The sequence below is a fragment of the Brevibacillus sp. FW306-2-1A-C05A genome, assembly GCF_058781555.1.
This window is the reverse complement of the sequence record NZ_JBYSWV010000012.1, coordinates 45,305-70,123: the sequence shown is the minus strand read 5'-3', so window position 1 is coordinate 70,123 and position 24,819 is coordinate 45,305. Positions and strand designations below refer to the sequence as shown.

At 54.6% G+C, this 24,819-nt stretch carries 27 protein-coding genes and 1 pseudogene; 25 read left to right on the top strand and 3 right to left on the bottom strand.

Annotated features, from left to right (window positions below; genetic code table 11):
• Positions 1-124 precede the first annotated feature (124 nt).
• Complete coding sequence (locus tag AC3WJN_RS10075; protein ID WP_005830685.1) at positions 125-1,840, top strand: methyl-accepting chemotaxis protein; 1,716 nt, start codon at positions 125-127, stop codon at positions 1,838-1,840.
• A 112-nt stretch (positions 1,841-1,952) separates the two neighbouring features.
• Here the strand turns inward: AC3WJN_RS10075 and AC3WJN_RS10070 are convergent, their stop codons facing one another.
• Both AC3WJN_RS10070 and AC3WJN_RS10065 read right to left on the bottom strand, forming a co-directional pair.
• A complete protein-coding gene (locus AC3WJN_RS10070) occupies positions 1,953-3,095 on the bottom strand; it encodes an ABC transporter permease (RefSeq protein WP_327953640.1) in 1,143 nt (380 codons plus the stop codon).
• The gene (locus AC3WJN_RS10065) at positions 3,092-3,835 is read right to left on the bottom strand and encodes an ABC transporter ATP-binding protein (protein ID WP_005830689.1); all 744 of its coding nucleotides are present in this window, start codon (positions 3,833-3,835) and stop codon (positions 3,092-3,094) included. The genes AC3WJN_RS10070 and AC3WJN_RS10065 overlap by 4 nt, the downstream gene beginning before the upstream one ends.
• A 192-nt stretch (positions 3,836-4,027) precedes the next feature.
• On the opposite strand from AC3WJN_RS10065, the gene AC3WJN_RS10060 reads away from it, so the two are divergent.
• The 7 genes and pseudogenes from AC3WJN_RS10060 to AC3WJN_RS10030 all read left to right on the top strand — a co-directional run bounded on the left by AC3WJN_RS10060 (position 4,028) and on the right by AC3WJN_RS10030 (position 8,711).
• Positions 4,028-4,228 (top strand): hypothetical protein, encoded by a 201-nt coding sequence (locus AC3WJN_RS10060; RefSeq protein WP_260507410.1) that lies wholly within the window; start codon positions 4,028-4,030, stop codon positions 4,226-4,228.
• Between the two features lie 41 nt (positions 4,229-4,269).
• Positions 4,270-4,431, top strand: coding sequence for a hypothetical protein (locus AC3WJN_RS10055; protein WP_260507411.1), 162 nt, complete (start codon positions 4,270-4,272; stop codon positions 4,429-4,431).
• Positions 4,432-4,553: 122 nt separating this feature from the next.
• On the top strand, positions 4,554-5,183 hold the full coding sequence (locus AC3WJN_RS10050) for a SurA N-terminal domain-containing protein (protein ID WP_005830692.1): 630 nt from the start codon (positions 4,554-4,556) through the stop codon (positions 5,181-5,183).
• Between the two features lie 154 nt (positions 5,184-5,337).
• A pseudogene (locus AC3WJN_RS10045) lies at positions 5,338-6,823 on the top strand (spore germination protein).
• Positions 6,824-6,851: 28 nt separating this feature from the next.
• Complete coding sequence (locus tag AC3WJN_RS10040; RefSeq protein WP_005830696.1) at positions 6,852-8,033, top strand: Ger(x)C family spore germination protein; 1,182 nt, start codon at positions 6,852-6,854, stop codon at positions 8,031-8,033.
• Between the two features lie 20 nt (positions 8,034-8,053).
• Entirely contained in the window at positions 8,054-8,281 is a 228-nt protein-coding gene (locus AC3WJN_RS10035; RefSeq protein ID WP_005830697.1) for a hypothetical protein, read from the top strand.
• Between the two features lie 79 nt (positions 8,282-8,360).
• The gene (locus AC3WJN_RS10030) at positions 8,361-8,711 is read left to right on the top strand and encodes a DUF2512 family protein (protein WP_005830699.1); all 351 of its coding nucleotides are present in this window, start codon (positions 8,361-8,363) and stop codon (positions 8,709-8,711) included.
• 94 nt (positions 8,712-8,805) lie between these two features.
• Here AC3WJN_RS10030 and AC3WJN_RS10025 read toward each other — a convergent pair whose 3' ends face one another.
• Complete coding sequence (locus AC3WJN_RS10025; RefSeq protein ID WP_007782948.1) at positions 8,806-9,672, bottom strand: SDR family oxidoreductase; 867 nt, start codon at positions 9,670-9,672, stop codon at positions 8,806-8,808.
• 335 nt (positions 9,673-10,007) lie between these two features.
• On the opposite strand from AC3WJN_RS10025, the gene coxB reads away from it, so the two are divergent.
• From coxB to paaX, 17 genes are all read left to right on the top strand, one after another.
• Positions 10,008-11,027: a cytochrome c oxidase subunit II gene (gene coxB, locus AC3WJN_RS10020; protein ID WP_005830702.1), complete on the top strand. Its 1,020-nt coding sequence runs from the start codon at positions 10,008-10,010 to the stop codon at positions 11,025-11,027.
• A gap of 58 nt (positions 11,028-11,085) precedes the next feature.
• Positions 11,086-12,933 (top strand): cytochrome c oxidase subunit I, encoded by a 1,848-nt coding sequence (gene ctaD, locus AC3WJN_RS10015; protein WP_238502977.1) that lies wholly within the window; start codon positions 11,086-11,088, stop codon positions 12,931-12,933.
• Positions 12,933-13,559: a cytochrome (ubi)quinol oxidase subunit III gene (locus AC3WJN_RS10010; protein ID WP_005830705.1), complete on the top strand. Its 627-nt coding sequence runs from the start codon at positions 12,933-12,935 to the stop codon at positions 13,557-13,559. Before ctaD ends, AC3WJN_RS10010 begins: the two co-directional genes overlap by 1 nt.
• Positions 13,560-13,562: 3 nt before the next feature.
• Positions 13,563-13,880 (top strand): cytochrome C oxidase subunit IV family protein, encoded by a 318-nt coding sequence (locus AC3WJN_RS10005; protein WP_005830707.1) that lies wholly within the window; start codon positions 13,563-13,565, stop codon positions 13,878-13,880.
• Positions 13,881-14,262: 382 nt separating this feature from the next.
• Positions 14,263-14,562 carry an EthD family reductase gene (locus AC3WJN_RS10000; protein WP_005830709.1) on the top strand — a complete coding sequence of 100 codons (300 nt, stop codon included), beginning with the start codon at positions 14,263-14,265 and terminating at the stop codon, positions 14,560-14,562.
• 3 nt (positions 14,563-14,565) lie between these two features.
• The gene (locus tag AC3WJN_RS09995) at positions 14,566-15,027 is read left to right on the top strand and encodes a hotdog fold thioesterase (RefSeq protein WP_007782943.1); all 462 of its coding nucleotides are present in this window, start codon (positions 14,566-14,568) and stop codon (positions 15,025-15,027) included.
• A 96-nt stretch (positions 15,028-15,123) separates the two neighbouring features.
• Positions 15,124-15,513 (top strand): PaaI family thioesterase, encoded by a 390-nt coding sequence (locus tag AC3WJN_RS09990; RefSeq protein WP_005830712.1) that lies wholly within the window; start codon positions 15,124-15,126, stop codon positions 15,511-15,513.
• 40 nt (positions 15,514-15,553) lie between these two features.
• Positions 15,554-16,336, top strand: a complete 783-nt coding sequence (locus AC3WJN_RS09985) for an enoyl-CoA hydratase-related protein (RefSeq protein ID WP_007782941.1) — start codon at positions 15,554-15,556, stop codon at positions 16,334-16,336.
• Positions 16,337-16,382: 46 nt separating this feature from the next.
• Positions 16,383-17,711 (top strand): phenylacetate--CoA ligase PaaK, encoded by a 1,329-nt coding sequence (gene paaK, locus AC3WJN_RS09980; protein WP_005830715.1) that lies wholly within the window; start codon positions 16,383-16,385, stop codon positions 17,709-17,711.
• Between the two features lie 48 nt (positions 17,712-17,759).
• The gene (locus tag AC3WJN_RS09975; RefSeq protein ID WP_005830716.1) at positions 17,760-18,533 is read left to right on the top strand and encodes an enoyl-CoA hydratase-related protein; all 774 of its coding nucleotides are present in this window, start codon (positions 17,760-17,762) and stop codon (positions 18,531-18,533) included.
• A gap of 9 nt (positions 18,534-18,542) precedes the next feature.
• Positions 18,543-19,319, top strand: a complete 777-nt coding sequence (locus AC3WJN_RS09970; RefSeq protein ID WP_007782937.1) for an enoyl-CoA hydratase-related protein — start codon at positions 18,543-18,545, stop codon at positions 19,317-19,319.
• 23 nt (positions 19,320-19,342) lie between these two features.
• Positions 19,343-20,200, top strand: coding sequence for a 3-hydroxyacyl-CoA dehydrogenase family protein (locus AC3WJN_RS09965; RefSeq protein ID WP_005830720.1), 858 nt, complete (start codon positions 19,343-19,345; stop codon positions 20,198-20,200).
• Entirely contained in the window at positions 20,184-20,939 is a 756-nt protein-coding gene (locus AC3WJN_RS09960; protein ID WP_007782935.1) for a 3-hydroxyacyl-CoA dehydrogenase family protein, read from the top strand. The genes AC3WJN_RS09965 and AC3WJN_RS09960 overlap by 17 nt, the downstream gene beginning before the upstream one ends.
• Positions 20,936-22,135, top strand: a complete 1,200-nt coding sequence (locus AC3WJN_RS09955) for a thiolase family protein (protein ID WP_026558009.1) — start codon at positions 20,936-20,938, stop codon at positions 22,133-22,135. The genes AC3WJN_RS09960 and AC3WJN_RS09955 overlap by 4 nt, the downstream gene beginning before the upstream one ends.
• Before the next feature lie 36 nt (positions 22,136-22,171).
• The gene (locus AC3WJN_RS09950; protein WP_005830725.1) at positions 22,172-23,371 is read left to right on the top strand and encodes a thiolase family protein; all 1,200 of its coding nucleotides are present in this window, start codon (positions 22,172-22,174) and stop codon (positions 23,369-23,371) included.
• A 30-nt stretch (positions 23,372-23,401) separates the two neighbouring features.
• A complete protein-coding gene (locus tag AC3WJN_RS09945; RefSeq protein WP_025848315.1) occupies positions 23,402-23,815 on the top strand; it encodes a thioesterase family protein in 414 nt (137 codons plus the stop codon).
• 165 nt (positions 23,816-23,980) lie between these two features.
• On the top strand, positions 23,981-24,808 hold the full coding sequence (gene paaX / locus AC3WJN_RS09940) for a phenylacetic acid degradation operon negative regulatory protein PaaX (protein WP_005830729.1): 828 nt from the start codon (positions 23,981-23,983) through the stop codon (positions 24,806-24,808).
• Positions 24,809-24,819 lie beyond the last annotated feature (11 nt).

Genomic DNA, 24,819 nt, shown 5'->3' with positions numbered 1-24,819 from the left:
CGATAAGATAAATAGGGAGTGTTTTGGCAAAAAGCGCCCTTTGGGGCGTTTTTTGTTTGCAGAGGTGTCTTCCTGGGAATGATCTGTCAATCTATCGTATAAGGCAAAGGAGAAGTGAGCAAGGATGAGCAAGAGCCTGGCTAGTCGTGTAGTTGCGCTCGTGGCTGTGATTGTCGTGATTACGATGGCCGTCAATATTTTCATGATTAACTCAAACAGCGCTACTACCGTTGAACGTACGCTTTCACGCTCAAGCATTGGAACCGCTACGCATATTGCCGCAGGGATCGACTCTGAAAAGCTGGCGAAATTTTTGGCCCAGCCCGAGAAAAATGACGATTATCAGTTCCTGCAAAATACGCTGAAAGATTATGTGGAGAAGACCGGGGCACTTTACGTCTACATCCTCCAGGCCGATGGAGAAAAGGTCAAGATCATGGTGGACGGATTGGGGGATGAAAACTTCACGATCGGTCAGCCTACAACTTCGACCACGTTCGCTGACATTTCGCCAGTGCTTCAGGGTGGCACCAGCAGTACGCCAATCGTGCACGATCCGGTGTACGGAGCGTACCTCAGTGCGTTTGCGCCGATTCAGGACCAATCCGGAAAAGTCATCGCCGTGCTTGGCGTCGACACGGCAGCAGAAAAGGTTGAGCAAATAAACGAGCAGGTTCTCGCTGAAATTATGCCGCGCATTATCGCCTCCATGGTTGTTCTCACAGTGATTGCGCTTGTTTCCGTTTACTTTGTGGTGAAAAAAATGTTGCGTCCGCTGGGGGTTGTCCAGGAGGCGTCCACGCGCATTGCGGGTGGGGACCTGACGGAGACGCAAATTCCGGTTGCGAACAGAAATGATGAGATTGGCCGCATTGTGGTGGCATTCGGCGAGATGACGACGCAACTGCGCCAGATCATCGGCGGCGTCAAGGAGACGACGGAGAGCATTGACAATATGGCTGTCTCCATCCGCGAAGGCGCATCGTCTGTTCGCGAGCAAAACCAGAACATCGTCATCACGAGCCAGGAAATTGCTTCCGGCAATGAGCAGACCGCTACCGCGATGGAAACAGCCGTGCAGACGGTACAGGAATTTTTGAGCGAGCTGTCCGAGCTGAATCGCGCGATCGAAGCGATGGACGCGGTGTCCAACCAGGTATCTGACATCGGACAGAGCAGCTATCAGGTGCTGCAAGAGTTTCTCGCCGACGGAACGGAAACAAACCACCAGTTCCACGAAGTGCAAAATACAATGGCGATTCTCGAAGAAAAATCGCGCAGCATCAATGACGTGATTGAAACGATCCAGCAAATCGCCGGACAGACCAACCTGCTCGCCTTGAACGCAGCCATCGAAAGCGCGCGCGCCGGGGAGGCGGGCCGCGGATTTGCGGTAGTCGCCGACGAGGTGCGCAAACTGGCCGAGCAGACGGGAGCGGCGACGCTGGTCATTCAGGAGAGCATCAAGGACATCCAGGACCAGGTGAAGCAGGCGGCGGAAAAGACGAACGCGACTTTGAACCGCTACAACGCCGGAACAGAGCGCCTCGATACGGTGGCAAAAGAAATTACGGAGCTGTCCAATATGACGAACACGCTCAAGGCGTCGCTTGCCAACGTCATGTCCAGCGTGGAAACGATGAAGCACGGTCAAAACAAGGTGAACGAATCGGTCTTGACCGTCACCGCCATTTCCGAGCAGACGGCAGCCGCCACCGAAGAAGTATCGGCCACCATTCACGAAGTCAGCAGCAACGTAGACCAGTTTGTCGTCGAAATTCAGGAGGTCACAGAAAGCATCCAGGAGCTGCGCAGAAAAGTGGACACATTCCGCTTGTAAGCCCAGCCACCGAACGCTGGCATGCTGCGATACGAAAACAGCCCTTCGCCCAGGCTCCAAGTCCTGGCGAAAGGCTGTTTTTTTTGCAGGCGATCATCTCGCTTCGCGCGGGCTACCACATGCCCGCTGCGACGTGCACAGCTACTTGAAGCAGCAGCAAAATCGAGCGTATCCAGACAAACGCGCGCCGTTGCACAGGCGAGGGGACAGGGAAGAGCAAAAGCTCGCTGTTTCGCTTGCTCTGCTGCCGCCAGAGGCCGTTGAGCTGGCTTGCTGTCATCAGCAGCAACAGGGCAGCCGCAACCGTCTTCGCCAGCAGGCTGGGCAGAAGCAGCATGAGCGCGGCGCCGATCAGGACCAGCCGCCCGTACATCCCGGCCAGCTCGCCGGAGCGGAGGAACGTTTTGACGTACAAATGCCGCGCTGTATTCGCCTGGCTGTAGGGCACAAGCTGCGTCAGGGCCGTCAGCCAAAAACGCGGTTTTACCTGGCGCTGCAAGGCGGGAACATCCCGAAAGTTGTTCATGATTTGATAAAAGCGGTGGCGCAAGCGATTTTCCACCGCCAGCAGGCGGTACCATTGCAGCGGCAGCCCGGCCTGGACCTTGCGCATTTGCACATGCAGCCAGACGAGCAGAGCCGCGCCGATCACGCCGGCAAAAGGAACGTGACTGAAGCTGAGAAACTGCCCCGCGCTGAGCACCCATGCGAGCAGGAGATACGACAAGCCGAATCGGGCGAGCGTGTACAGCCGCTCCGTTTTTTTCGCGGACAGCCGCAAAAATATCCAGCTACTGTGAACGTTCCAGCCCTTCAACAGAAACGGAACCAGCCAGTACAGCCACAGTTGCGCCCCAGTTGCCCCGACAACGCCCGCGTACACGGGCGAAAGCAGGAGCAAAAGCACGAACAGTCCGACGCTCTGGACAGCGAAATTGTAGACTTGCGCTTTGCGAAAATAACCGCCCAGCCGCGTCTCGTGCGGAGTGAGAAAGAGCAGGTCCGCTTCCAGCAAAAAGGTGCGGTGAGGGCTGCGCGTGACGAAAAGGGCAATGACCAGCGCCAGGCCGTGCGCCAACGGGAACCAGGGCGGAATCATTGCGATGATTCCGCGGTAATAAAGGGACAGCAATCCGGTAAGAAAGACGGCGATAAACAGGACGCCGCCATTAGCCATGTACTGCGCATACCTGATAAATTCCGTGGAAAAGGCATGCAGTCTCTTCCGAAACAATTGATCCGCATCTATCTTCACTGTTTTTCATCCTCTACGATCTGCAAATAGATGTCATCCAGGGAGTGATTGGACAACCCTGTGAACTGGCGAAGCTCGTCCAGCGTGCCCTGGGCTTTGATTTCCCCTTTGTGCAAAATGATGAAGCGGTCGCAATACTTTTCCGCAGTAGCCAAAATGTGCGTGGACATCAGAATGCCTGCGCCCTGTTCCTTGCAGCGCTGCAGCCACGTCAGCAAGGCGCGGATGCCGAGCGGGTCGAGGCCGAGAATCGGCTCGTCCACGATGTAGAGCGGCGGCTGTACGAGCAGCGCCATCATAATCATGAGCTTTTGCCGCATCCCTTTGGAAAACTGCTGGGGGAAGCGGTTCTTCATCTCTTCCATGCGAAATTCCTTGAGCAGCAGTTCGGCCCGTTTGGCAAACTCTTCTTTGTCCAAGCCGTGGCTCATCGCCATCAGCTCGATGTGCTCCCACAACGTCAGCTCCTCGTAGTAGATGGGAGATTCGGGAATGTAGCCGTAAGAGAGCCGATAGCTGTCCGGCGCGGATTGAAACGATTGGCCCGCAATCTGAATCGAGCCGTCCAGCGGCTGCAAAAGTCCGAGAATGTGCTTGATGGTCGTGCTTTTCCCCGCGCCGTTCAGCCCGATCAGCGCGACGATCTCGTGGGAGTGAATCGCAAACGAAATATTTTTGATGACAGCGTGGCTCGGGGAGTAACCCCCTGTCACGTTGTTTACTTCCAGCAAGGCTGTCATGGTTTCCTCCTTCTCACCATAACGAATGGCAATCGGTCATCCTTCTATTGTAGCGCATCAGCAAAGATTTGGAAAAACTCAAGCGCGCAGCCTTTTTTGCGCGCCGGAGCAAAGGGAAGGGATAACCGTACAAGCAATGGCTTTGCGCCTGACATAAACAAGGTATTACAAGGGACGGAGGAGGTGTGACCTATGACGCCGGGAAAACAGGACAACCAAAGAGACATGGACGCGCATATGCAACGTATCTACCAGAAACTGGACAAATTCGAAGAAAGAACCGATCAGCTTGAGGGACAAATGACGATCGTTACGAAGTGGTTGGAAAGAATCGAGCACAGACTGGAACGCTTGGAAGACTGCAAGCGATTGCGAAGCTACAGACTGAACTGAAGTTGAGAGAAGAAAAAGCGAATAAAGAGAAAGATATCATCATGCAGCTATTGAACGACGACAATCGGGACAAGGAAAATCTGGCACAGATCATCGAAGGAGAAAAAAGCAGGAGGCAGGAGCGTTTTTTGCAAATATGGGCGGTTTTGGGTCCCGTCATTGCCTCCGTCCTCACTTCTTTTTTTGCCCGATTTTTCATGTAGCCGCAAAAGCTGGCACATAATTATATAAGAATGTGGAAAAGTTGTGTAATCCTCATTCCATTTTTCTACCGTATCTCCTGACTATACTTGGTGGGCAGATAACAGAAAGTGAGGATATCCAAGTGAAGAAGTTCGACGTTTCTATACTTTCGGTTGCCGTTTTGCTGACCGGACTGGCTGTGCTCGGTGTCTACCAGGCAGGAGAGGCAGAGAAAGACCCGGTTCTGGTCAAGGCTGGTGATACCTCGATTACGCAATATCAACTGTACGACGAAATGAAGACGATGTACGGCAAGCAGATGATACACGAGCTGGTCGCCCAGTCGCTGATTTCACAGGAAGCCAAGGCGCAAAACGTTACGGTGACCAAGGAAGAAATGGACAAGGAAATTGCCTCGATGAAAGAACAGGTCGGCTCCGAGGAAGCGTTCAAAAACTACCTCCAGAGCATGGGCATGACCGAGCAAAAGCTGCGTGAGAAGCTGACGGTGCTGATGACCCGCGACAAGCTGCTCGACAAGGCGTTTCCGGTTACGGATGAACAGATCAAGAAATACTACGACGAGAACAAACAGCAGATGGGCTCGCCTGCGCCGGAATTTGAAAAGGTGCGCGATCAGATCAAATCTGTTTTGACCGATAAAAACCGCAGCGAAAACTACAACAATTGGCTGAACGAGATTCAGCAAACGCACAAGGTAGAATGGTACGACCCTTCCTTTGACGATCCAGCCCAGCCTGTAACGGGCTAAGCTTCTCGATCAACAAGACTTTCCCTCTCGCAAGCGACGAGCAGGGGAAGTCTTTTTCTTTGCAGCCAGGGGCAAGTTTTCCATTCCGTTCGTTTAGTAACGGGCACGGGTGGAAAAACTGGATAAATAATTGCCAATGTAAGGGAGCAATGAGATGGCTCAAATTGGCCCCAGCCTGGATGAGAATGTTCGGTATGTAAAAGAGGCGCTAGGATACAGCAATGACATAGTGATCCGCGAACTGGTTCAGGACAGCCGCGAGCCTGTACGCGCTGCTGTTGTGTACACGGATGGCATGGTAGATACCCACATGGTGCAGGGGGTTTTAATCAACAGCCTGCTTTACAAGACGCGCTTTAAAGAACTGGAGCTGGAACGCGAGGAAGAACTCGTCCCCTTTTTAAAAGATGCGGTTTTGACCGTTGGCGATATCGGTGACGTGGACAATTTTCCCGAGATGTTTACGGCCATGCTCTCCGGGTGCGCCATCCTATTCTTGGACGGATATGAACAGGCGATGGCGATCGGCTTGCAGGAATGGAAGGACAGAGGGGTGACCGAGCCGACGGCGCAAACGGTCATTCGCGGTCCGCGCGAAGGTTTCACGGAGAACCTGCGGACGAACGTTACGCTGTTGCGCAGGCGAATCGTCAGTGAAAAGATGTGGGTCGAGACGCGCAGAATCGGGGAAGTGACAAAGACGGAAATCGCGGTCGTGTACATCAAAGGTCTGGTCGAGGAAGGCGTTGTGGAGGAAGTCCGCAGCAGGCTGGACCGGATTGATATGGACGGCATCATGGAGAGCGGGATGATCGAGGAGCTGATCCAGGATGCAGCGTACACGCCGTTTCCGACGATCTCCAACTCCGAGCGCCCCGATATGGTTGCCTCCAATTTGTTGGAGGGCAGGGTCGCGATCCTGGTGGACGGAACTCCGTTTGTGCTGACCGTGCCTTCTTTGTTCGTCGAGTTTTTTCATTCCGCAGAAGACTACTATCAGCGGGCTGATTTCAGTACGCTGATTCGGATGCTGCGATTTATTTGCTTTTTTATCGCGCTGCTCGCGCCTTCTCTCTATATCGCGATTACCACTTTAACTGCTCATCAGTCTGGCGGCGCAACGGGAGGGCGTGCCTTTTCCGGCTTTCTTGGAGGCGGTATTGATGGAGATCGCATTCGAGATTTTGCGGGAGGCGGGGATTCGCATGCCGCGCGCTGTCGGGCAGGCGATCTCCATTGTCGGGACGCTGGTAATCGGCCAGGCCGCAGTAGAGGCGGGTATCGTGTCTGCGGCGATGGTTATCGTCGTTTCGATTACGGCGATCTCCAGCTTTATTTTTCCGGCGATCAACATGTCGATTCCCGTGCGCATCCTGCGCTTTCCGCTGATGGTGCTGGCGGCCTCCTTCGGCATCTACGGCATCATTGTCGGGGTGCTCGCTCTGGTGCTGCACTTGTGCAGCCTGCGTTCGTTTGGCGTTCCGTACATGAGCACGTTTGCTCCGTTTTCATTCAAGGAGCAGCGGGATACGATCCTGCGCCTTCCCCATTGGGCCTTGGACAAGCGGCCTGAGTCGATCAGCAAGCGCAACCTGCGCCGCCAGTCAACGAAAATGAAGCCACCCCCGCCCGGCAAGTAGCACACGAAAAGCAAAGGAGTGGACTTCCATGAAAGGCATAAAAGTGCTTCTCTGCATCGCGCTGGTCATGCTCCTGGCCGGTTGCTGGAACCGCAAAGAACTGAACGATCTGGCTATCTGCGTAGGTATCGGAATCGACAAGGCGGAGCACGGCTATACCGTGTCTGTCCAGGTGGTGGACCCGGGGGAAGTAGCAGCCAACAAAGGGAAGCCAGGTAGGGCTCCTGTCACGCTTTTTTCCATGAATGCCCCTACTGTTTTTGAGGCGCTGCGAAAAATGACGACGGTCTCTCCGCGCAAAATCTATATGTCGCATACAAGGATGCTGATACTGGGCGAGGCGATGGCGCGGGAAGGAATTGCTCCCGTGCTTGATTTTGTGTCGCGCGACCATGAATTTCGCACGGATTTTTACATTGCTGTGGCGCGCGGAACGACGGCGAGCAGTATTTTGAAAGTGATTACGCCGCTTGAGCAAATCCCGTCCAACGAGCTGTTCGCCTCGCTGGAAACGTCTTCTAAAGCATGGGCTCCGACTGTTGCGGTGACGCTGGATCAGTTGATTGCGGATTTGACGAACAACGGTAAGCAGGCAGTGCTGACGGGCATTCGCTTGACTGGTCCGGCGGTGGAGGGGGATCGGCGGAGCAATGTGGAGCAGATTGATTCCAACGTGCTGCTGGAATACTCCACGTTGGCGGCGTTTCGCGGAGACAAGCTGATCGGCTGGCTAAACGAAGCGGACAGCAAGGCGTACAACTACATTGCCGGAAACGTGAAAAGTACGGCGGGCAGCCTTCCGTGCAAAGGCGGAGGAAGAATGACGATGGAAGTCATGAATGCCGATTCCAAGATCAAGGCCAGCCTGAAAAACGGCAAGCCGGAAATCACGGTTCTGATCCAGTTGGAAAATGACGTCGGCGAGGTGCAGTGCAATATTGATCTGACGAAGATGGAGACGATCGAGCAAGTGGAAAAAGACGCAGAAAAAGGGATGGTCGAGAGTGGAATGCGCGCTGTCGCCTACGCCAAAAAAAGAGGCGTAGACATTTTCGGCTTCGGCGATGCGATTCACCGCAAATACCCGAAAGTGTGGAAGCAACTGGAGAAAAACTGGGACAAGGAATTTGCCAAGCTGCCGGTGCATATCCAGGCGGAGGTCAAAATCAGGCGGTTGGGGACGATCAGCAACGCCTTCAAAGAAAAGTGACCGAGCGAGGAGGAGGATAAATGTCTACGCTGACAGTTGTGCTTGTCTCGATTATCGTCTGCCTGTATGAGCTGCCCAGACTGATCCGCCAGAGGCAGAAAAAAGAAATGACCGTCTTCGTCGCGATGCTTGTCATCAGTGTCGGGCTGTACGCCGCCACGCAATACGGGCGGCTTGCCAACCCTGTGTATGTGATGGAATGGATTTTCAAGCCGATGAGCGATGTCATTAGCAGTTGGCTGCGTTGACAAGGGGGAGGATGGCGGGGATTGTCGGCCAAAAGCGGGGCATACTGAGAAGACCCCAGCATAAGGAGTGGGAACAAACGTGGACGGTCTTTGGATGAAGTTGCTTGTAAGCCCGATCTTGGTTGTTTTGGCCGATGCGCTCTTTCCCGAGGTGAATTTTGCGAACTTGTACCAGTCGGTCGGAGTGGGGTTCGTGCTCGCTCTCGCCGGTTTTTTTCTGGACAGGGCCATTCTCGCGCCCGGCAGTCTTTGGCTTACGACCGCTATTGATTTCATCATCGGCTTTCTCATCGTCTACGGCAGCGTCGTCTTTTTGCCAGAGGCCCAGGTTTCGCCGATAGGAGCGGGATTTGTCGCGATCTTTTACGGGGTGGCCGAATATTTGCAGCATACGTGGTTGCTTAGAGCCATCCGTTCGGGAAATGAATAGAGCCGCGCATGATAAAGGACAGCTCCGACGTCTAAAGAAGACGGGAGGCTGTCCTTTATGCTGTTGCTTGGGTCTACGAGAAAAGCGGTGGCGTTCAGTCTGCGCGGTGGGAGGAAGGCGACAGCTTTTTGACAACCAGCCGCTCGATCCAGCGCCAGGGAAGCAGCGTTTTTGCCGCGAGCATCAGCACCGTGCTTCGCCCGACCGGATAGCGAAAGCGGGGAGCGGGGCTGGTCGCGGCGCGGACGATTGCGGAGATGACGGCGTCCGGCTCCGGGGCAGACCGCATGATTGATTCCACATGCTGGCGCAGCAGCTTCATTTGCCCGGCATAGGCGGAGTCGGAGTCTGGGACAGGCTGCTGGGTTTGCAACGCCTTTTCCCAGATCGGAGTGCGATACGAGCCTGGCTCGATGACGCTCACATAAACGTGATAGGGCAGCATCTCCAGGCGCAACGACTCGCTGAAGCCTTCGACTGCGTGCTTGGAAGCGGCGTAGGGCGAGAGGCCGGGGAAGCCGAAGCGGCCGCTGATGCTGCTCAGATTGATGATCCTTCCTGCTTGTTGTCGCCGCATGTGCGGCAGCACGGCGCGAGTGACGTCGATCAGGCCGAACACGTTGACTGCAAACTGGCTGCGCCAGTGCTCGGGAGGGATTTCCTCGGCAAAGCCGCCGTAGGCGCAGCCTGCATTGTTGAGCAACAGGTCGATGCGGCCGTGCCGTTCGATGATGCTGGTGATCGCCTGCTCAATTTCGGCGGGGCGAGTGACGTCCAAGGAAATCACTTCCATATGTTCGCTTGCTATATGCAAGTTTGCAATTTTGTCAAGAGGGCCCCTTTTTTCCAGGTCGCGCATGGAAGCGATTACGTAAAATCCGGCCTTGACTAATGCCACAGAAGCGTTCATTCCAAAGCCGCTAGAGGTTCCAGTGATTAGTGCTATTGGTCTTTTTTGCATGCGAATCTCCTTTAACTTCCCTGAACTGGTTACATTTCTCTTGAAAGTTCACAAATTTGTTCATAAATTTGTTAACAAAATCATAACAAATAGCCTTTAGATTAAGGAAAATTTATGTATACTTAAATGGTTACCACGCACTGGTAGAAGTCTGCTTTCTTGGCCTTACTCTTTTTGTTTGTTTTAGAAATGACTGCTAATCCTTTTCCTGATTGGGTATGATAGTTGGGGAAAGTATAGCTAGCTATTTCTTACGCAAATGAAAGAGTACGTAAGCTTCTAGTTGTAAGCGTGGCTAGAACGTTACCAACACGAAGAAAGAGGGGTTCATTGGTATGAAGGGTTGGCAACAGTTTTGGCGTCAGCTTTCTCTTTTTGGTCTGCTGGCGCTGGTGTTAACCGGGTGTGGCAAAGATGAGCTCTCAGCGCTCAAGCCTTCCGGCCCGGTGGCTGCGATGCAGTATGACCTGATGAAGCTGTCCTCCGCTATCATGATCGGCGTCTTCATTGTCGTTATGCTGATCTTTACGTACGTCCTTATTCGATATCGTAAGCGCCCGGGACAGCAAGGCGTTCCAAAACAGGTCGAAGGCAATCATGCACTTGAGATTCTTTGGACGGTTATTCCTTTCCTGCTCCTGATTGTCATGGCGATTCCAACCGTTACGACTGGTTTCGCTCTGCACAAGGAATATCCAAAAGAGGAAGCGCTTCAAGTGAAGGTAATCGCTCACCAGTTCTGGTGGGAGTTCGAGTACCCTGATCTGGGAGTAGCAACCGCACAAGACCTCGTTCTGCCAGTTGGCAAAAAGGTTCAGTTCCACGTGACCTCTGCTGACGTAATGCACGCATTCTGGATTCCGGCATTGGGCGGCAAGATCGACACCAACCCAGGCCAGGAAAACAAGATTTGGCTGCAAGCAGACAAGACAGGCATTTTCTACGGTAAATGCGCGGAGCTCTGTGGAGCGTCCCATGCCTTGATGGACTTCAAGGTGGAAGTAATGGACCAGGCTGCATTTGACAACTGGGCAAACGGCATGAAGGGCGTTCAGTCCAAAGAGCCGGTAGCTGCAACATCCCCAGGTGCTGCACAAGGTCAAGAAATCTTCAACAAAAGCTGTCTCGGCTGTCATGCCATTGCCGGCAAAGGCGGCAAACTGGGTCCAAACCTGACCAACTTCGCGGATCGCGAGCGCGTAGCAGGTATTCTCGCCCATACGCCTGAGAATGTGGCAGAGTGGCTGAAAGATCCGCAAAAGGTGAAACCGGGCAACAACATGCCTAACCTCAACCTCGACGATGCACAAGTGAAAGCGCTTGTAGAGTACATGTCTACACTCAGCGTGAAGTAATTACCGTAATGAAATGACATTCGTCATAGGCAGTTACGCTTAAAAAGGAGGTAAACCTGTGTCTGCACATGCTTCTCACGCACCCGCACCAAAACGTTCAGGGCTGTGGGATTGGCTCACGACAGTGGATCACAAGAAGATCGCGATCCTGTACTTGATTGCCGGCGGAATTTTCTTTCTGGCTGGCGGTTTCGAAGCCCTGCTGATCCGTTTGCAGTTGATGTATCCAGAAGCTCAAGTGGTTGGTGCCAAGACATTTAACGAACTGATTACCATGCACGGCACCACGATGATTTTCTTGGCAGTCATGCCGGTCATCTTCGCGCTGATGAACGCGGTCGTTCCGCTGCAAATTGGCGCACGCGACGTAGCATTCCCATTTGTTAACTCTCTCGGTTTCTGGCTCTTCTTCTTCGGGGGAGTGCTCTTGAACACCAGTTGGTTCCTTGGTGGAGCGCCAGATGCCGGATGGACATCTTATACAACTTTGGCTTTGAACCAATTTAGCGGCCGCGGGGTAGACTTCTACGTTCTCGGTCTGCAAATTGCCGGTCTTGGTACGCTGATCGGTGGTATCAACTTCCTGGTTACCATCATCAACATGCGTGCTCCAGGTATGACATTCATGCGTATGCCAATGTTCACCTGGGCGTCTTTTGTAACATCCGGCCTGATTCTGTTCGCGTTCCCTGCGATTACAGTCGGCCTGGTTCTGTTGATGTTCGACCGTCTGTTCGGCGGTAACTTTTTCAATCCGGACGCTGGTGGTAATGTTGTCATTTGGCAGCACTTGTTCTGGATTTTCGGTCACCCCGAAGTATACATCCTGATTCTCCCGGCATTCGGTGTGATTTCTGAAGTCATTTCCACCTTCTCCAGAAAGCGCCTGTTCGGTTACAGCTCCATGGTATTCGCAACCGCGCTGATCGGCTTCCTTGGCTTCATGGTGTGGGCTCACCACATGTTTACAACCGGTTTGGGCGCTATCGCCAATACGCTGTTCGGTCTGGCAACGATGTTGATTGCGGTGCCTACGGGTATCAAAATCTTCAACTGGCTTTTGACCATGTGGGGCGGACAAATCCGCTTCCCTACCGCAAACCTGTTTGCAGTAGGCTTCATCCCGACGTTTACAATCGGTGGTATGACAGGGGTTATGCTCGCGGTTCCGCCGGCTGACTACCAATACCATGACAGTTACTTCGTAGTAGCGCACTTCCACTACGTTATCGTAGGGGGTCTTGTGTTCGGTCTGTTCGCAGGTCTGTACTACTGGTGGCCGAAGATGTTCGGGAAAATGCTCAATGAAACACTTGGTAAATGGAACTTCTGGACGTTCTTCATCGGCTTCCATCTTACCTTCTTCCCGCAGCACTTCCTTGGCTTGATGGGGATGCCGCGCCGCGTCTACACGTTCCTGAAAGGTCAGGATCTCGATGTCGGGAACTTCATCAGTACGATCGGGGTATTCGGTATGACGATCGGTACCATCCTGTTCCTGGTTAACGTCGTTGTTTCCGCAAAAGGCAAACGCGCTCCTGCAGACCCGTGGGATGGACGTTCGCTTGAGTGGGCGATTCCGTCGCCACCGCCTGAGTACAACTTTGCGCAAACACCGCTGGTTCGCGGTCTGGATGCATTCTGGATTGAGAAAATGGCTGGCAACAAAGGCATGACACCTGCTGAACCGCTTGGTGACATCCACATGCCGTCGCCATCGTTCCTGCCTTTCCTGATGTCTGTAGGCTTGTTTGTTGCGGGTTACGGCTTCATGTACCACAACTACTTTGTCGTGGTTATCGGCTTGCTCGTGACATTCGCCAGCATGTTCGCCCGTTCTGTAAAAGACGATCCTGGTTATCATATTCATGAGGACGAAATCGAAGAGAAAGGGGTTAAGGCTTAATGGCTACACATCATGCAAACGCAGTATTACCTGATGAACCGGAAAAAGCCACCCTTGAAGGCAAGAACAAGATTCTTGGCTTCTGGCTCTTCCTTGGCGGGGAGACAGTTCTTTTCGGTTCCTTGTTCGCAACATTCATCGCGCTCCGCGATCAAGTAAACGGCGGTCCTACATCGCAGCAACTGTTCGACATGCCGCTGGTTGCAGCCGCAACGCTGATCCTGCTTACCAGCTCGATGACAAGTGTTATGGCTACGCTCGCCCTGCACAAGAAAAACCTGAAGATGATTCAGGTATGGCTGACCATCACTGTACTGCTCGGCCTCGGGTTCCTTGCGCTGGAGATTTACGAGTTCGTGCATTACGTGCATGAAGGCCACAAAATCTCGACGAGTGCATTCGGTTCCGCGTTCTATACGCTGGTTGGCTTCCACGGGGGCCACGTAGCGTTCGGGATTTTGTGGATCATCCTGTTGCAGTTGTCGGCAGTGAAAAAAGGTCTGACGGTAGTAACGGCTCCGAAGTTCTACCTGGCCTGCTTGTATTGGCACTTTATCGACGTAGTGTGGGTGTTCATCTTTACCGTTGTATATCTTATGGGTATGATCGGTGGAAAGGTGGGGTAATCTATGGGAGCACATGCTCAAAATGAAGAGGTACGCAAGCCGAAAGTAAAACACGACAGTCCTAAACGACACGTAGTGGCTTTCATCGGATCTCTCGTATTGACCGCACTGGCATTTATTGCAGTAGCGTATGAAGTGGTTCCGGCAGGTTTCACCGTACCGTTCATCGTCGTACTGGCCTTCGTTCAGGCGCTCTTCCAACTGTTTGTTTGGATGCACATGGACCAAAAAGGCCATGAGTTTGCACGAGTCAGCATTTTCGCCGGGTTGTTCTTTATTCTGGTTGCGATAATCGTCTTCGTTTACTGGGTGTGGATTTAGAACGCCAGGCGCGACAAAGAGGGCAGACGCCATGTCTGTCCTCTTTTTTTACAGATAAGAATGGATAAGGTTCTTATCCCGTATAGGGGCAACTAAGGCTGCGCCCATGGCTTGGCGCAGCCAAGTTTTCTGATCGGCTGTCGGAAGTCATTTCTGGCAGCCATTTTTTTGTACTATCGAAGCAAAACAAAGATAAGCATGATGATAGTAGCAGGTTTTGCACCAGAAGATTCCGGCGACAGAGTTTTCTTGCTTTTTGAAAAATACTTGCACCTGTCGGAAAGGCTTTATATAATAAAAATATAAACATGCGTTAAAATAACGTTATATCATTATCTCGTCACATGTTTTGTGAAATAAACTGATGAAAGCAGGGATCGTAATGGTGAAATTGGTGGCAATTTATCGCAAGCCTGAAGATATCGAGGCTTTTGACAAGCACTATTTCGAAGTGCACGCTGCACTCGCAGAAAAAATGCCTGGCCTGGTCAAGATGGAAGTGAGCAAGGTTTACGGCACGCCAATGGGCGAGTCCGATCTGCACCTGATCGCAGAAATGTACTTTGAAACAAAAGAGGCTCTGTTGGAAGCGTTGTCATCTCCAGAGGGACGTGCAGCAGGAAAAGACTTGCGTGGATTTGCCGGCCAAGTGGTGTCCATGCATTTTGCTGAAGTGGTCTAATCGATGAGCGGGAAAACATTTGTCGACGAGCGAGAGCTTCATCGCAAGCACTACGATGAAATTTGCGAAAAGCTGAAGCAAGACCAATTTGCCCAATTTTTAGGCGTCAAGCTGATCGAGCTTGGGGAAGGGACGGCGACAGCGGAAGTGACCGTGGCCGAACACATGCTGAACGCACACGGCACAGCGCATGGCGCGATCATTTTCTCCCTGGCTGATTTTGTTTTCGCAGCAGCCTGTAATTCCTACGGCAAAACATCCGTGGCGTTGTCTATGAACATCGGATTTTTGGCCGCAGCCATGAAAGGAAACCGACTGGTGGCAACTGCCACGGAGGAGAAGAAAAACAACCGGACAGCCTGGTACCGCATCCGTGTAGAAACCGAGCATGGCCTGGTAGCGACATTGGACGCACTGGCGTATCGGAAAAACGAATACTTCGTCGCGATTGACGAACCGAAATAAACCAAATGCGAAAATCAGACAGGGAAAGGAAGCCGAATGCGAGGAGCACAGGCTCCTTTCACTGTTTCACGAGGATACTAACACGGGGGCGAGAGGATGACAGTGGAAATCCGCAATCGTTTTAACCACTACCTGGGCATAGAAGTCGTACATCGAGATGAACAGGGCTGCAAGGTAGCGCTGAAAATTCGCCCTGAGCTGTTCAATAGCATCGATGGCGTCGTGCATGGAGGCGTAACGGCGACACTGGCTGATGTAGCGATGGGACATGGAGCCGCTCCCCATGTAGACGGTGTGCAACAATGCGTCACGGTAGAGAGCAAGATTCAATATTTGTACCCTGCTCGCGGAGAGCGGCTGGAAGCCGAATCGCGCGTTTTGAAGCAGGGAAAAAGCCTGATTATTATGGAAGCGCGCGTGACCTGCGACGGGAAGCTGGTTGCTTTTGCGACAGGGACGTATGCGCGGGTCAACCCGAACCGCTAACCGCACTGGAGGAAATGGCTGCACAAGGAGGACGCAGAGCATGGAGGAAACCGTTCGCTTTGAACGAGACGGCCACGTGGCGATCATCACGCTGAACCGTCCGGATGAGCTGAATGCACTGAACTACGACACGCTGGAACGTCTGGGTGACCTGATCGAGCAGGTGCGGCTGGAGTCAAAAGACATCCGCGTCCTGCTGATAAAAGGCGAAGGCCGGGCGTTTTGCGCAGGGGCCGATTTGAAAGAACGCCGCACGTTAAACGAGCAGCAAGTACGGCGCAACGTCCGCAAAATTCGCGATGTGTTCACCGCGTTGGAGCGGCTGCCACAGCCGACGATTGCGCTGATTAACGGCTTTGCCTTTGGCGGAGGCTTCGAGCTGGCGCTTGCCTGCGACTTCCGCTACGCACTGGAAGACGCCAAGATGGGGCTGACTGAGGTGAGCCTGGGCATCATTCCAGGGGCAGGGGGGACGCAGCGTTTGTCCCGGCTGATCGGTCCGGCCAAAGCGAAAGAGCTGATTTTGACGGCACGCCGCATTCAGGCGACGGAAGCCAACCGCTTAGGAATCGTGAATGGGACAGCCCTCGATCAGGAAGAATTGCATGCGCTGGCAATGGGACTGGCCCATGAAATTCTCGGCAACGCGCCGCTCGCCGTCTATCAGGCAAAAGCCGCCATCGACCGCGGCAGCAGCGTCGATTTGCAAACAGGGCTGGATGTAGAAACGATGTGCTACGAGGTCATTATTCCAACCAAAGACCGTCTGGAGGCGCTGGAAGCGTTCCGCGAAAAGCGCAAACCTGTATTCAAGGGCGAATAAGCAGCAAGCATGCAAAGACATAACGTAATGGAATGAGGGAAACGGCATGATCTTTAATACGGAAATGGAAACGCTGTCAAGAGAAAAAATGACTCAACTCCAACTGGAGCGCTTGAAGGAAACGGCCGCACGCGTCTACGAACGAGTGCCGTTTCATAAAAAAGCGTTCGACGAAGCAGGGGTAAAACCGGAAGACATCCAGTCCATCGAAGACATCCGCAAGCTGCCGTTCATGAAAAAGACAGACCTGCGGGAAAACTACCCATTCAAGCTGTTTGCGGTAGACATGAACGAAGTCGCCCGCATCCACGGCTCGTCGGGGACAAAAGGCAAACCGACCGTTGTCGGCTACACGAAAAAGGACCTGGAAAACTGGGCGGAAATCGTGGCCCGCGCGATCTGCTGTGCCGGCGGCCAGCCAGGGGACATTTTCCACAATGCGTACGGCTACGGCCTGTTCACAGGAGGGCTTGGCCTGCATAACGGCATCGAGTATCTCGGCGCAGTAGCGGTTCCTGTATCCGGCGGCAACACTTCCCGCCAGATCACGCTGATCGAGGACTTCCAGCCGCGCGGAATCGCAGCGACGCCTTCCTACGTGCTCAACATCGTCGAGGAAATGAAAAAACAAGGCATCAACCCGCGGGAAACCAGCGTCAAATACGGAATTTTCGGGGCGGAACCGTGGTCCGAGGAAATGCGCGTACAGCTTGAAGAAGCGCTCGATATTAAAGCGGTGGACATTTACGGCTTGAGCGAAGTCATGGGGCCAGGCGTATCCATCGAGTGCCACGAAGCGCAGGATGGACTGCACATCGCAGAAGACCATTTCTACGCCGAAATTATTGATCCGAATACAGGCGAAGTGCTGCCTTACGGACAGGAAGGCGAACTTGTTTTCACCTCTTTGACCAAAGAAGCGTTCCCGGTGATCCGCTATCGCACAGGAGACATCGCTTCGCTCAATCCGGAGCCCTGTAAGTGTGGCCGCACGACCATGCGCATGTCGCGGATCAAAGGGCGCGTAGACGATATGTTGATTATTCGCGGCGTCAACGTATTCCCGACAGAGATCGAGTCTGTTTTGCTGACCTTCAACCAACTGGCACCGCACTATCAAGTTGTGATCGAACGCGACGGAGCGCTTGATCGGTTTGAAGTCCACTGCGAGCTGACACAGGAGTACGCCAGCGAGATCAGCGGAAATGAAAGCGCTGCTTTGTCGCATCTTGTAAAAGAGATTGGGCACATGATTAAAAATACGTTGGGCGTATCCGTTGTGCTGCGCATTCAACCGCCGAATTCCTTGACGCGCAGCGAAGGAAAAGCAATCCGCATCGTAGACAATCGGGGCAAGGCTCAGGCTGCGATTTAGCTTGCGATTGTCGGATCGACTACCTGCGAAAAAGGGTGTGAAAAGCGCATGGCTTACGAATATATCCTAACAGCCAGCGAGGATGGAATCGGGATTATTACGTTGAATCGACCGAAGATTCTCAACGCACTGAATTTGCAATTAGTGGATGAGCTGGTTGCCGAGCTGGAGCGGATGGACCGGGACCCGGACATTCGCGCGATCATTTTGACGGGCAATGACAAGGCATTTGCAGCCGGAGCCGACATCAACGAGATGGCCGAGGCGTCCGCGATCGAGATCATGAAGCGGGACCAATTCGCCGTCTGGGATCGGATGTCGCTCATTTCCAAGCCGATTATCGGCGCAGTCAGCGGCTTCGTACTTGGCGGCGGCTGCGAGCTGATGATGAACTGCGATATCGTTATCGCTTCGGAAACAGCCGTGATCGGGCAGCCGGAGATCAAGCTGGGCGTCATGCCGGGGGCAGGCGGCACGCAGCGGCTGACCCGCGCGGTCGGCTTGCGCAAGGCGATGGAAATGCTGCTCACGGGCGAGCCGATCTCGGCGAAGGAGGCGCTGCGTTACGGGCTGGTCAATCGGGTCGTGCCGGTAGAGGCGTACTTTCAGGAGGCCCGCAAGCTGGCGAAGCAAATCGCCGCACAGCCGCCGCTCGCCGTGCAGATGATTAAAAAAGCGGTCCACAAAGCAGACGATTTGCCGCTGGGAGAAGGCATGGATTACGAGCGAAACGGCTTCTATCTGCTGCTCGCCAGCGAGGATCGCAAGGAAGGCATGCAAGCTTTCCTGGAAAAGCGCAAACCCCGGTTTACGGGTAAATAGGAGGCGGCCATGTACGAAACCATTCTTTATGAAGTAGCGGAAGGCGTAGCAGTCGTGACCTTGAACCGGCCGGACAAATTCAACGCTTTTACCGAGGTCATGCACAAGGAAATCGTTGCGGCGCTCAAAGAGGCGCAAAAGGATGACGCTGTGCGCTGCATTCTCCTGACGGGAGCGGGGCGGGCGTTCAATGCCGGACAGGACCTTGGCGAAGTATCGGGCGAAGACATCGACTTTGGCGGATTTTTGCGCAAGCGCTACAATCCGATGATCCTCCAGTTGCAAAAGACGGAAAAGCCGATTGTCGCGGCCGTAAACGGCGTGGCGGCAGGAGCAGGCATGAGCCTGGCGCTCGCCTGCGACATTCGCCTGGCATCGGAAAAGGCGTCTTTTGTCAACGCATTTGTCAGCATCGGGCTTGTGCCCGATTCGGGGGGCTGCTACTTCCTGCCGCGCATCGTCGGCATCGGCAAGGCGCTGGAGTTGGCGATGACTGGAGAAAAAGTATCGGCAGAGGAAGCGCTGCGCATCGGACTCGTGAACAAGGTGTATCCGGCGGAGAGATTCATGGAAGAAGCGGTAGCCTATGCGCGCAAACTCGCTGCCCTCCCGACGCGAGGCATTGGCCTCATCAAGCGCACGATGTACAAAGGGCTTGAAATGGGACTGGAAGAGACGTTGGACTACGAGGCGTATGCACAGGAGGTCGCAGGCAGCACAGCGGACCACAAAGAAGGGGTCGCGGCCTTCATGGAAAAGCGCGCTCCCCGTTTTACCGGCCGTTAGGAGCGAAGGGAGGCACAAGTCTAGTGAATACAAAAACAGTGGGCGTCATCGGTGCGGGAACGATGGGAGCGGGCATCGCTCTCGTCTGTATCCGCAAAGGGCATCAGGTAGTGCTGTTGGACGCCAATCAGGCGGTTTTGGACAAAGCACTCGCCTATTTGCAATCCATTTTGGGCAAGGACGTGGAAAAAGGCAAAATCAGCGAGCAGGAGCGGGCAGACACACTGGCCCGGGCAAAGCTTGTATCGGATATGGAGCAGTTGGCGCAGTGCGACATCGTCATCGAAGCAGTGCCGGAGCGCCTCGACCTGAAAAAAAGCATTTTCAGCGAGCTGAGCCGGATTTGCCGGGCAGATGCGCTGTTGCTCACCAATACTTCCTCCATTTCCATCACGCAAATTGCCGGAGGGCTTCCCCATCCCGAGCGCATTCTCGGGTTTCATTTTTTCAACCCGGCGCCCGTCATGCCGCTGGTGGAAGTCATTCGCGGCAAAAAATCGAGCGAGGAAAACGTGCAGGCAGCGTATCGCTTCGCAACGGAGCTGGGCAAAGTGCCCGTGCTGGTGACGGATACGCCCGGCTTCATCGTCAATCGCATCGCGCGTCCGTACTACAACGAGGCGCTGCGCATCTTGGGCGACCATGTCGCAGAGGTAGAGCAGGTCGACCGGATCATGAAGCGCGCAGGCGGGTTCAAAATGGGACCGTTTGAGCTGCAAGACATGATCGGCATCGACATCAATTTTGCCACGACCGAATCGGTCTATACCGACTTCTTCCATGAAGGACGATTTAAGCCCAGCCGGATTCAGCAGCGGATGGTGCAGGCCGGCAGCCTGGGCAGAAAGACGGGGGAAGGCTTCTATGACTATGACAAATAAGGCGGTCGTGCTCGCGGGTACAAGTCCGCTTTTTGCAGAGCTTCAACAGCTTTTTACAGAAAAAGGATACCAGGTGCTCTCTGTGGCGGAAGCGGCAGCAGAACCTGCGGCGGTTTCGCTCGCGGTAGAGGTGAGCAACCTCGACTTGCAGCAAAAGGGAGAGCTGATTCGCGCGCTGGACAGCCTGCTTGCCCCGGCAGTGCCGATCCTCACGACCTCGCTTGCGATCACGGCGACAGAAGTAGCTTCCTGGGCGCAGCATCCAAAGCGGGTGTGCGGGTTCGGGACGCTCGTGCCGCTCGCGGAGCGGGAGCTGATCGAGATCGCGCCTGCCCTGCAAACAGCGCCAGCGACGATTCAAGCGGCCGAAGTCTTTTTCCAGTCGCTCGGCAAAGAGACGGAAATCGTCGCGGACGAGGTGGGACTGGTTTTCCCGCGCATTCTCTCCCTGATTATTAACGAGGCGGCGTTCACGCTGATGGAGAAGGCGGCGACGGCCAGCGATATCGACATCGCGATGAAAAAAGGCACCAACTATCCGTATGGACCGCTGGAATGGGCGGACCGCATCGGGCTGGACGAGATTTTTGCCATTGTCAGAGGCTTGCAGCGCGATCTGGCGGAGGAGCGTTACCGCCCGGCACCACTGCTCAGAAAGCTCGTGCTGGCAGGACGCGTCGGCGTGCGCAGCGGACAGGGCTTTTACACCTATGAGAGCAAAGTGGGTGTGAAGGCATGACGATGAAAAAAAGTGACGTCTACGTAACGGCTGCCGTGCGCACGCCGATTGGCAAGCTGGGAGGCAGTCTGAGGCATACGCCGATTGATGACCTGACAGCCATCGTGCTGAACGGAGCATTGGCGCAAGCGGGACAAACCGGGGATGCTGTCGATGGCGTCATCATGGGCAATGTCATTTCGGCGGGGCCGTTTATCAATATTGCTCGCGTAGGTCTGCTCAAAGCAGGGCTGCCCGAGACGATTCCAGGGCTGACGGTGAACCGGGTGTGCGCGTCCGGGCTGGAAGCGGTCAATCTCGCTGCCCAGTCCATCCAGGCAGGACACAGCCAGGTCATGCTCGCAGGCGGAGTAGAAAATTTGACCCGTTCCCCGTACATCATGGAAAAATTCGAGCAGCCGTACCAGCGCGGCGCCCAGACGCTGATCGAATCGTTTGGCGGGCCGCGCTCTGCGCCTGTGTCGCTTTACGGCGATTTGACCATGGGCGATACCGCGGAAAACGTGGCGGAGCAGTTTGGCATCAGCCGCGAGGATCAGGATTTGTTTGCCGCCGAGAGCCAGCGCCGCGCGATCGCCGCGATTGACGCAGGCTTGTTCAAGGACGAGATCATTCCCGTCCTGTTGCGCGGGAAAAAAGGGGAAGAAACGCTGTTTGACACAGATGAGTTTCCGCGCCGCGACTCCACGGTCGAGTCGCTTGCGAAGCTGCGCCCTGCCTTTCGCAAAAACGGCAGCGTGACGGCCGGCAACTCCTCAGGGATTAACGATGGCGCGGCGGCTCTTTTGCTCATGAACGAAGAAATGGTGAAGCGTACAGGAGTCGCTCCGCTTGGGCGAATCGTGCATTTTGCCTGCGCCGGAGTCGATCCGCGCATCATGGGCATAGGACCAGTCGCAGCCATCCGCAAGCTGCTTGCCGAAGTCAGCATGACGGTAGAGGACATCGACCTGTTCGAGCTGAACGAAGCGTTTGCCTCCCAGTCGCTCGCCTGCATGCGCGAGCTGGGGCTTGATCCGGAGAAGACAAATGTAAACGGCGGAGCGATCGCCTTGGGCCATCCGCTCGGCATGAGCGGCGCCCGGCTGGCAGGCACGATCCTGTACGAGCTGCGCCGCCGCCAGAAAAAATACGGAATCGTCTCGCTGTGCATCGGCGGCGGCCAAGGGCTGGCGACGCTGGTAGAAGCGCTGTAGCAGAAGAGAAGTCCTACTGCATTGGAGGAGTGGAAGATGAAAACAGCGGTCATTATCGATGCTGTGCGGACGCCAATCGGACGGATTGGCGGCGCCTTGAAAGAAGTGCGCCCGGATGATCTGGGGGCATTGGTCATTCAAAAGCTGCTGGAACGAAATGACATTGATCCGAAGACGATTGATGACGTCATCATGGGCTGCGCCAACCAGGCAGGCGAAGACAACCGCAACGTGGCGCGGATGTCTTTGCTGCTGGCCGGAGTGCCTGTCGAAGTGCCGGGAGTGACGGTCAACCGCTTGTGCGGCTCCGGCCTGGAAGCTGTCAATCAGAGCGCGAATGCGATCAAGGCAGGCGCAGGTCAGGTGTACATCGCAGGCGGGCTGGAGAGCATGACGCGCGCTCCGCTGGTGATGATGAAGCCGGGGACTGCTTTTCAGCGCGGAAATCAGCAACTGGTCGACACGACGCTCGGCTGGCGGCTGGTCAACGATAAAATGAACGAGCTGTACCCGCCGATCAGCCTTGGAGAGACGGCGGAGAAGGTCGCGGAGCAGTACGGCATCAGCCGCGAAGCGCAGGACGAGTTCGCGCTGCGCAGCCAGCAAAACTACGCCCGCGCGCTCGCAGAAGGAAAATGGGCGCAGGAGATCGTTCCGGTCGAGCTGAAAGGGCGCAAAGGCGATGTGACCTTGTTTGACCGCGACGAACATGCGCGTCCGGAGACGACGATCGAGCAACTGCAAAAGCTGAAGCCTGCTTTTCAGGCCAACGGCACGGTCACAGCGGGCAATTCCAGCGGCTTGAATGACGGGGCGAGCGCCCTGCTCGTCATGGAGCAGGAGGCGGCTTTGACGGCCGGGCTGAAGCCTCGTGCGCGCATCGTCGCGTCCGCAGTGGCAGGGGTCGATCCGTCCGTCATGGGCATTGGGCCGGTTCCGGCAACGCGCAAGGCGTTGAAGCAGGCGGGCCTGTCGATTGAGCAAATCGAACTGTTCGAATTCAACGAAGCGTTTGCCGCACAAGCAGTAGCCTGCGTGCGCGAGTTGGGGGTCAACCCGGAGCTGGTCAACGTCAACGGCGGAGCGATTGCGCTGGGCCATCCGCTCGGGGCAAGCGGCGCGCGCATCCTCACGACCTTGCTGTATGAGATGGAGCGCCGTGAAGCCCGCTATGGCCTGGCTGCGATGTGCATCGGTGTGGGCCAGGGGATTGCGACCATCATCGAGCGCGTATAGGCGCTTGCGGGAGACTGGAGGCGAAGGCGTGTGAAGGAAGGACTGCAACCGGGGACGACGGCCGAGTTTACGGTGACCGTCACCGAAGACATGCTGCCTAAGTTTGAAGGCGAGGTCGTGCATCCGGTCATGTCGACCGTCAGCATGATCTACTACATGGAATGGGCAGGACGCCAGGTGATTTTGCCTTATTTGGAAGAGGATGAGGAAGGCTCCGGCTTCGCTGTGGACATCCGCCATGTCGGCCCCGCAGTAGTCGGCCAGACAGTGACCTTCAAGGCGGTTTGCCAGGAAGTGACGAAAAAACGGGTGGTGTGCGAGGTGACAGCGGACACCGCCCGCAATCGCGTCGGGGTCGGAACGTTTACCCAGGCGATCTTCAACAAGCACGAAATCAGGCAGCGTTTTGAGGCATTGCAAGCCGAAATCAGCGCTGAAAAATAAATCATCCAGAATAAATTGACTCTTTTAAAATGTTTTAATATAATTGCGTTAAAATAACGTAATATCATTTTGTCGTCATACTCTCAATCGATTCACGCACTCACTAGAGAATATGGTACAATTTCACAGCGAATAGGTATGAATCGATCTGGGGGTTGAAGAAACGTGAAGCCACAATCCATGCTTTTTACGATTTACGGGGAATACGTCCGTCATTACGGGAGCGAAATCTGGATCGGCAGCCTGACGCGGCTCATGGGAGAGTTCGGCCTGTCCGAGCCTGCTGTTCGCGCAGCGATCTCCCGGATGCTCCGCCAGGGCTGGCTGGAGTCGAGAAAAGTAGGCAACAAGAGCTATTATTCGGTATCCGAGCGTGGGAAAAAACGGCTGGAGGAAGCGGCGGCCCGCATTTATAAAGTCGAGACAGACGTGTGGGATGGCAAGTGGTGCATTGCCAGCTACAACATACCGGAGGAGCGCCGCGCTCTGCGCGACCAACTGCGCAAGGAACTGGGCTGGATGGGCTTCGGGATGCTGACGACGAGCACGTGGATCAGCCCGAACGACCTCGCCGACCGGGTAAAAGAACTGACCGAGTCGCACGAGATCACGGAGCACGTCGAAATTTTCAGCGCAGGGCACCTGGGCTGGAGCGATCCCAAGCAGTTGGTGCAGAAGTGCTGGAACATCGACGAGATCAACGCGAAGTACAAAGAATTTATTGATACGTATCGCGAGCAGTTCGAGCAGCTATCCGCGAAGATCAGCAGCGGCGAGGAAGTAGCCGACAGCCATTGCTTCGTGGAAAAGACCAAGCTCGTCCATGAATATCGCAAATTTTTGTTTATCGACCCGGACTTGCCGCAGGAACTGCTGCCGGATCTGTGGCTGGGCAAAGAAGCGGATCAATTGTTCCAAAACTATTATCAACTTTTGAATCCAGGGGCAGTTCGATTCTTCGAGACGGTGTATGAAGCTGCACCCGTACATTAGGCGGTTGCTAC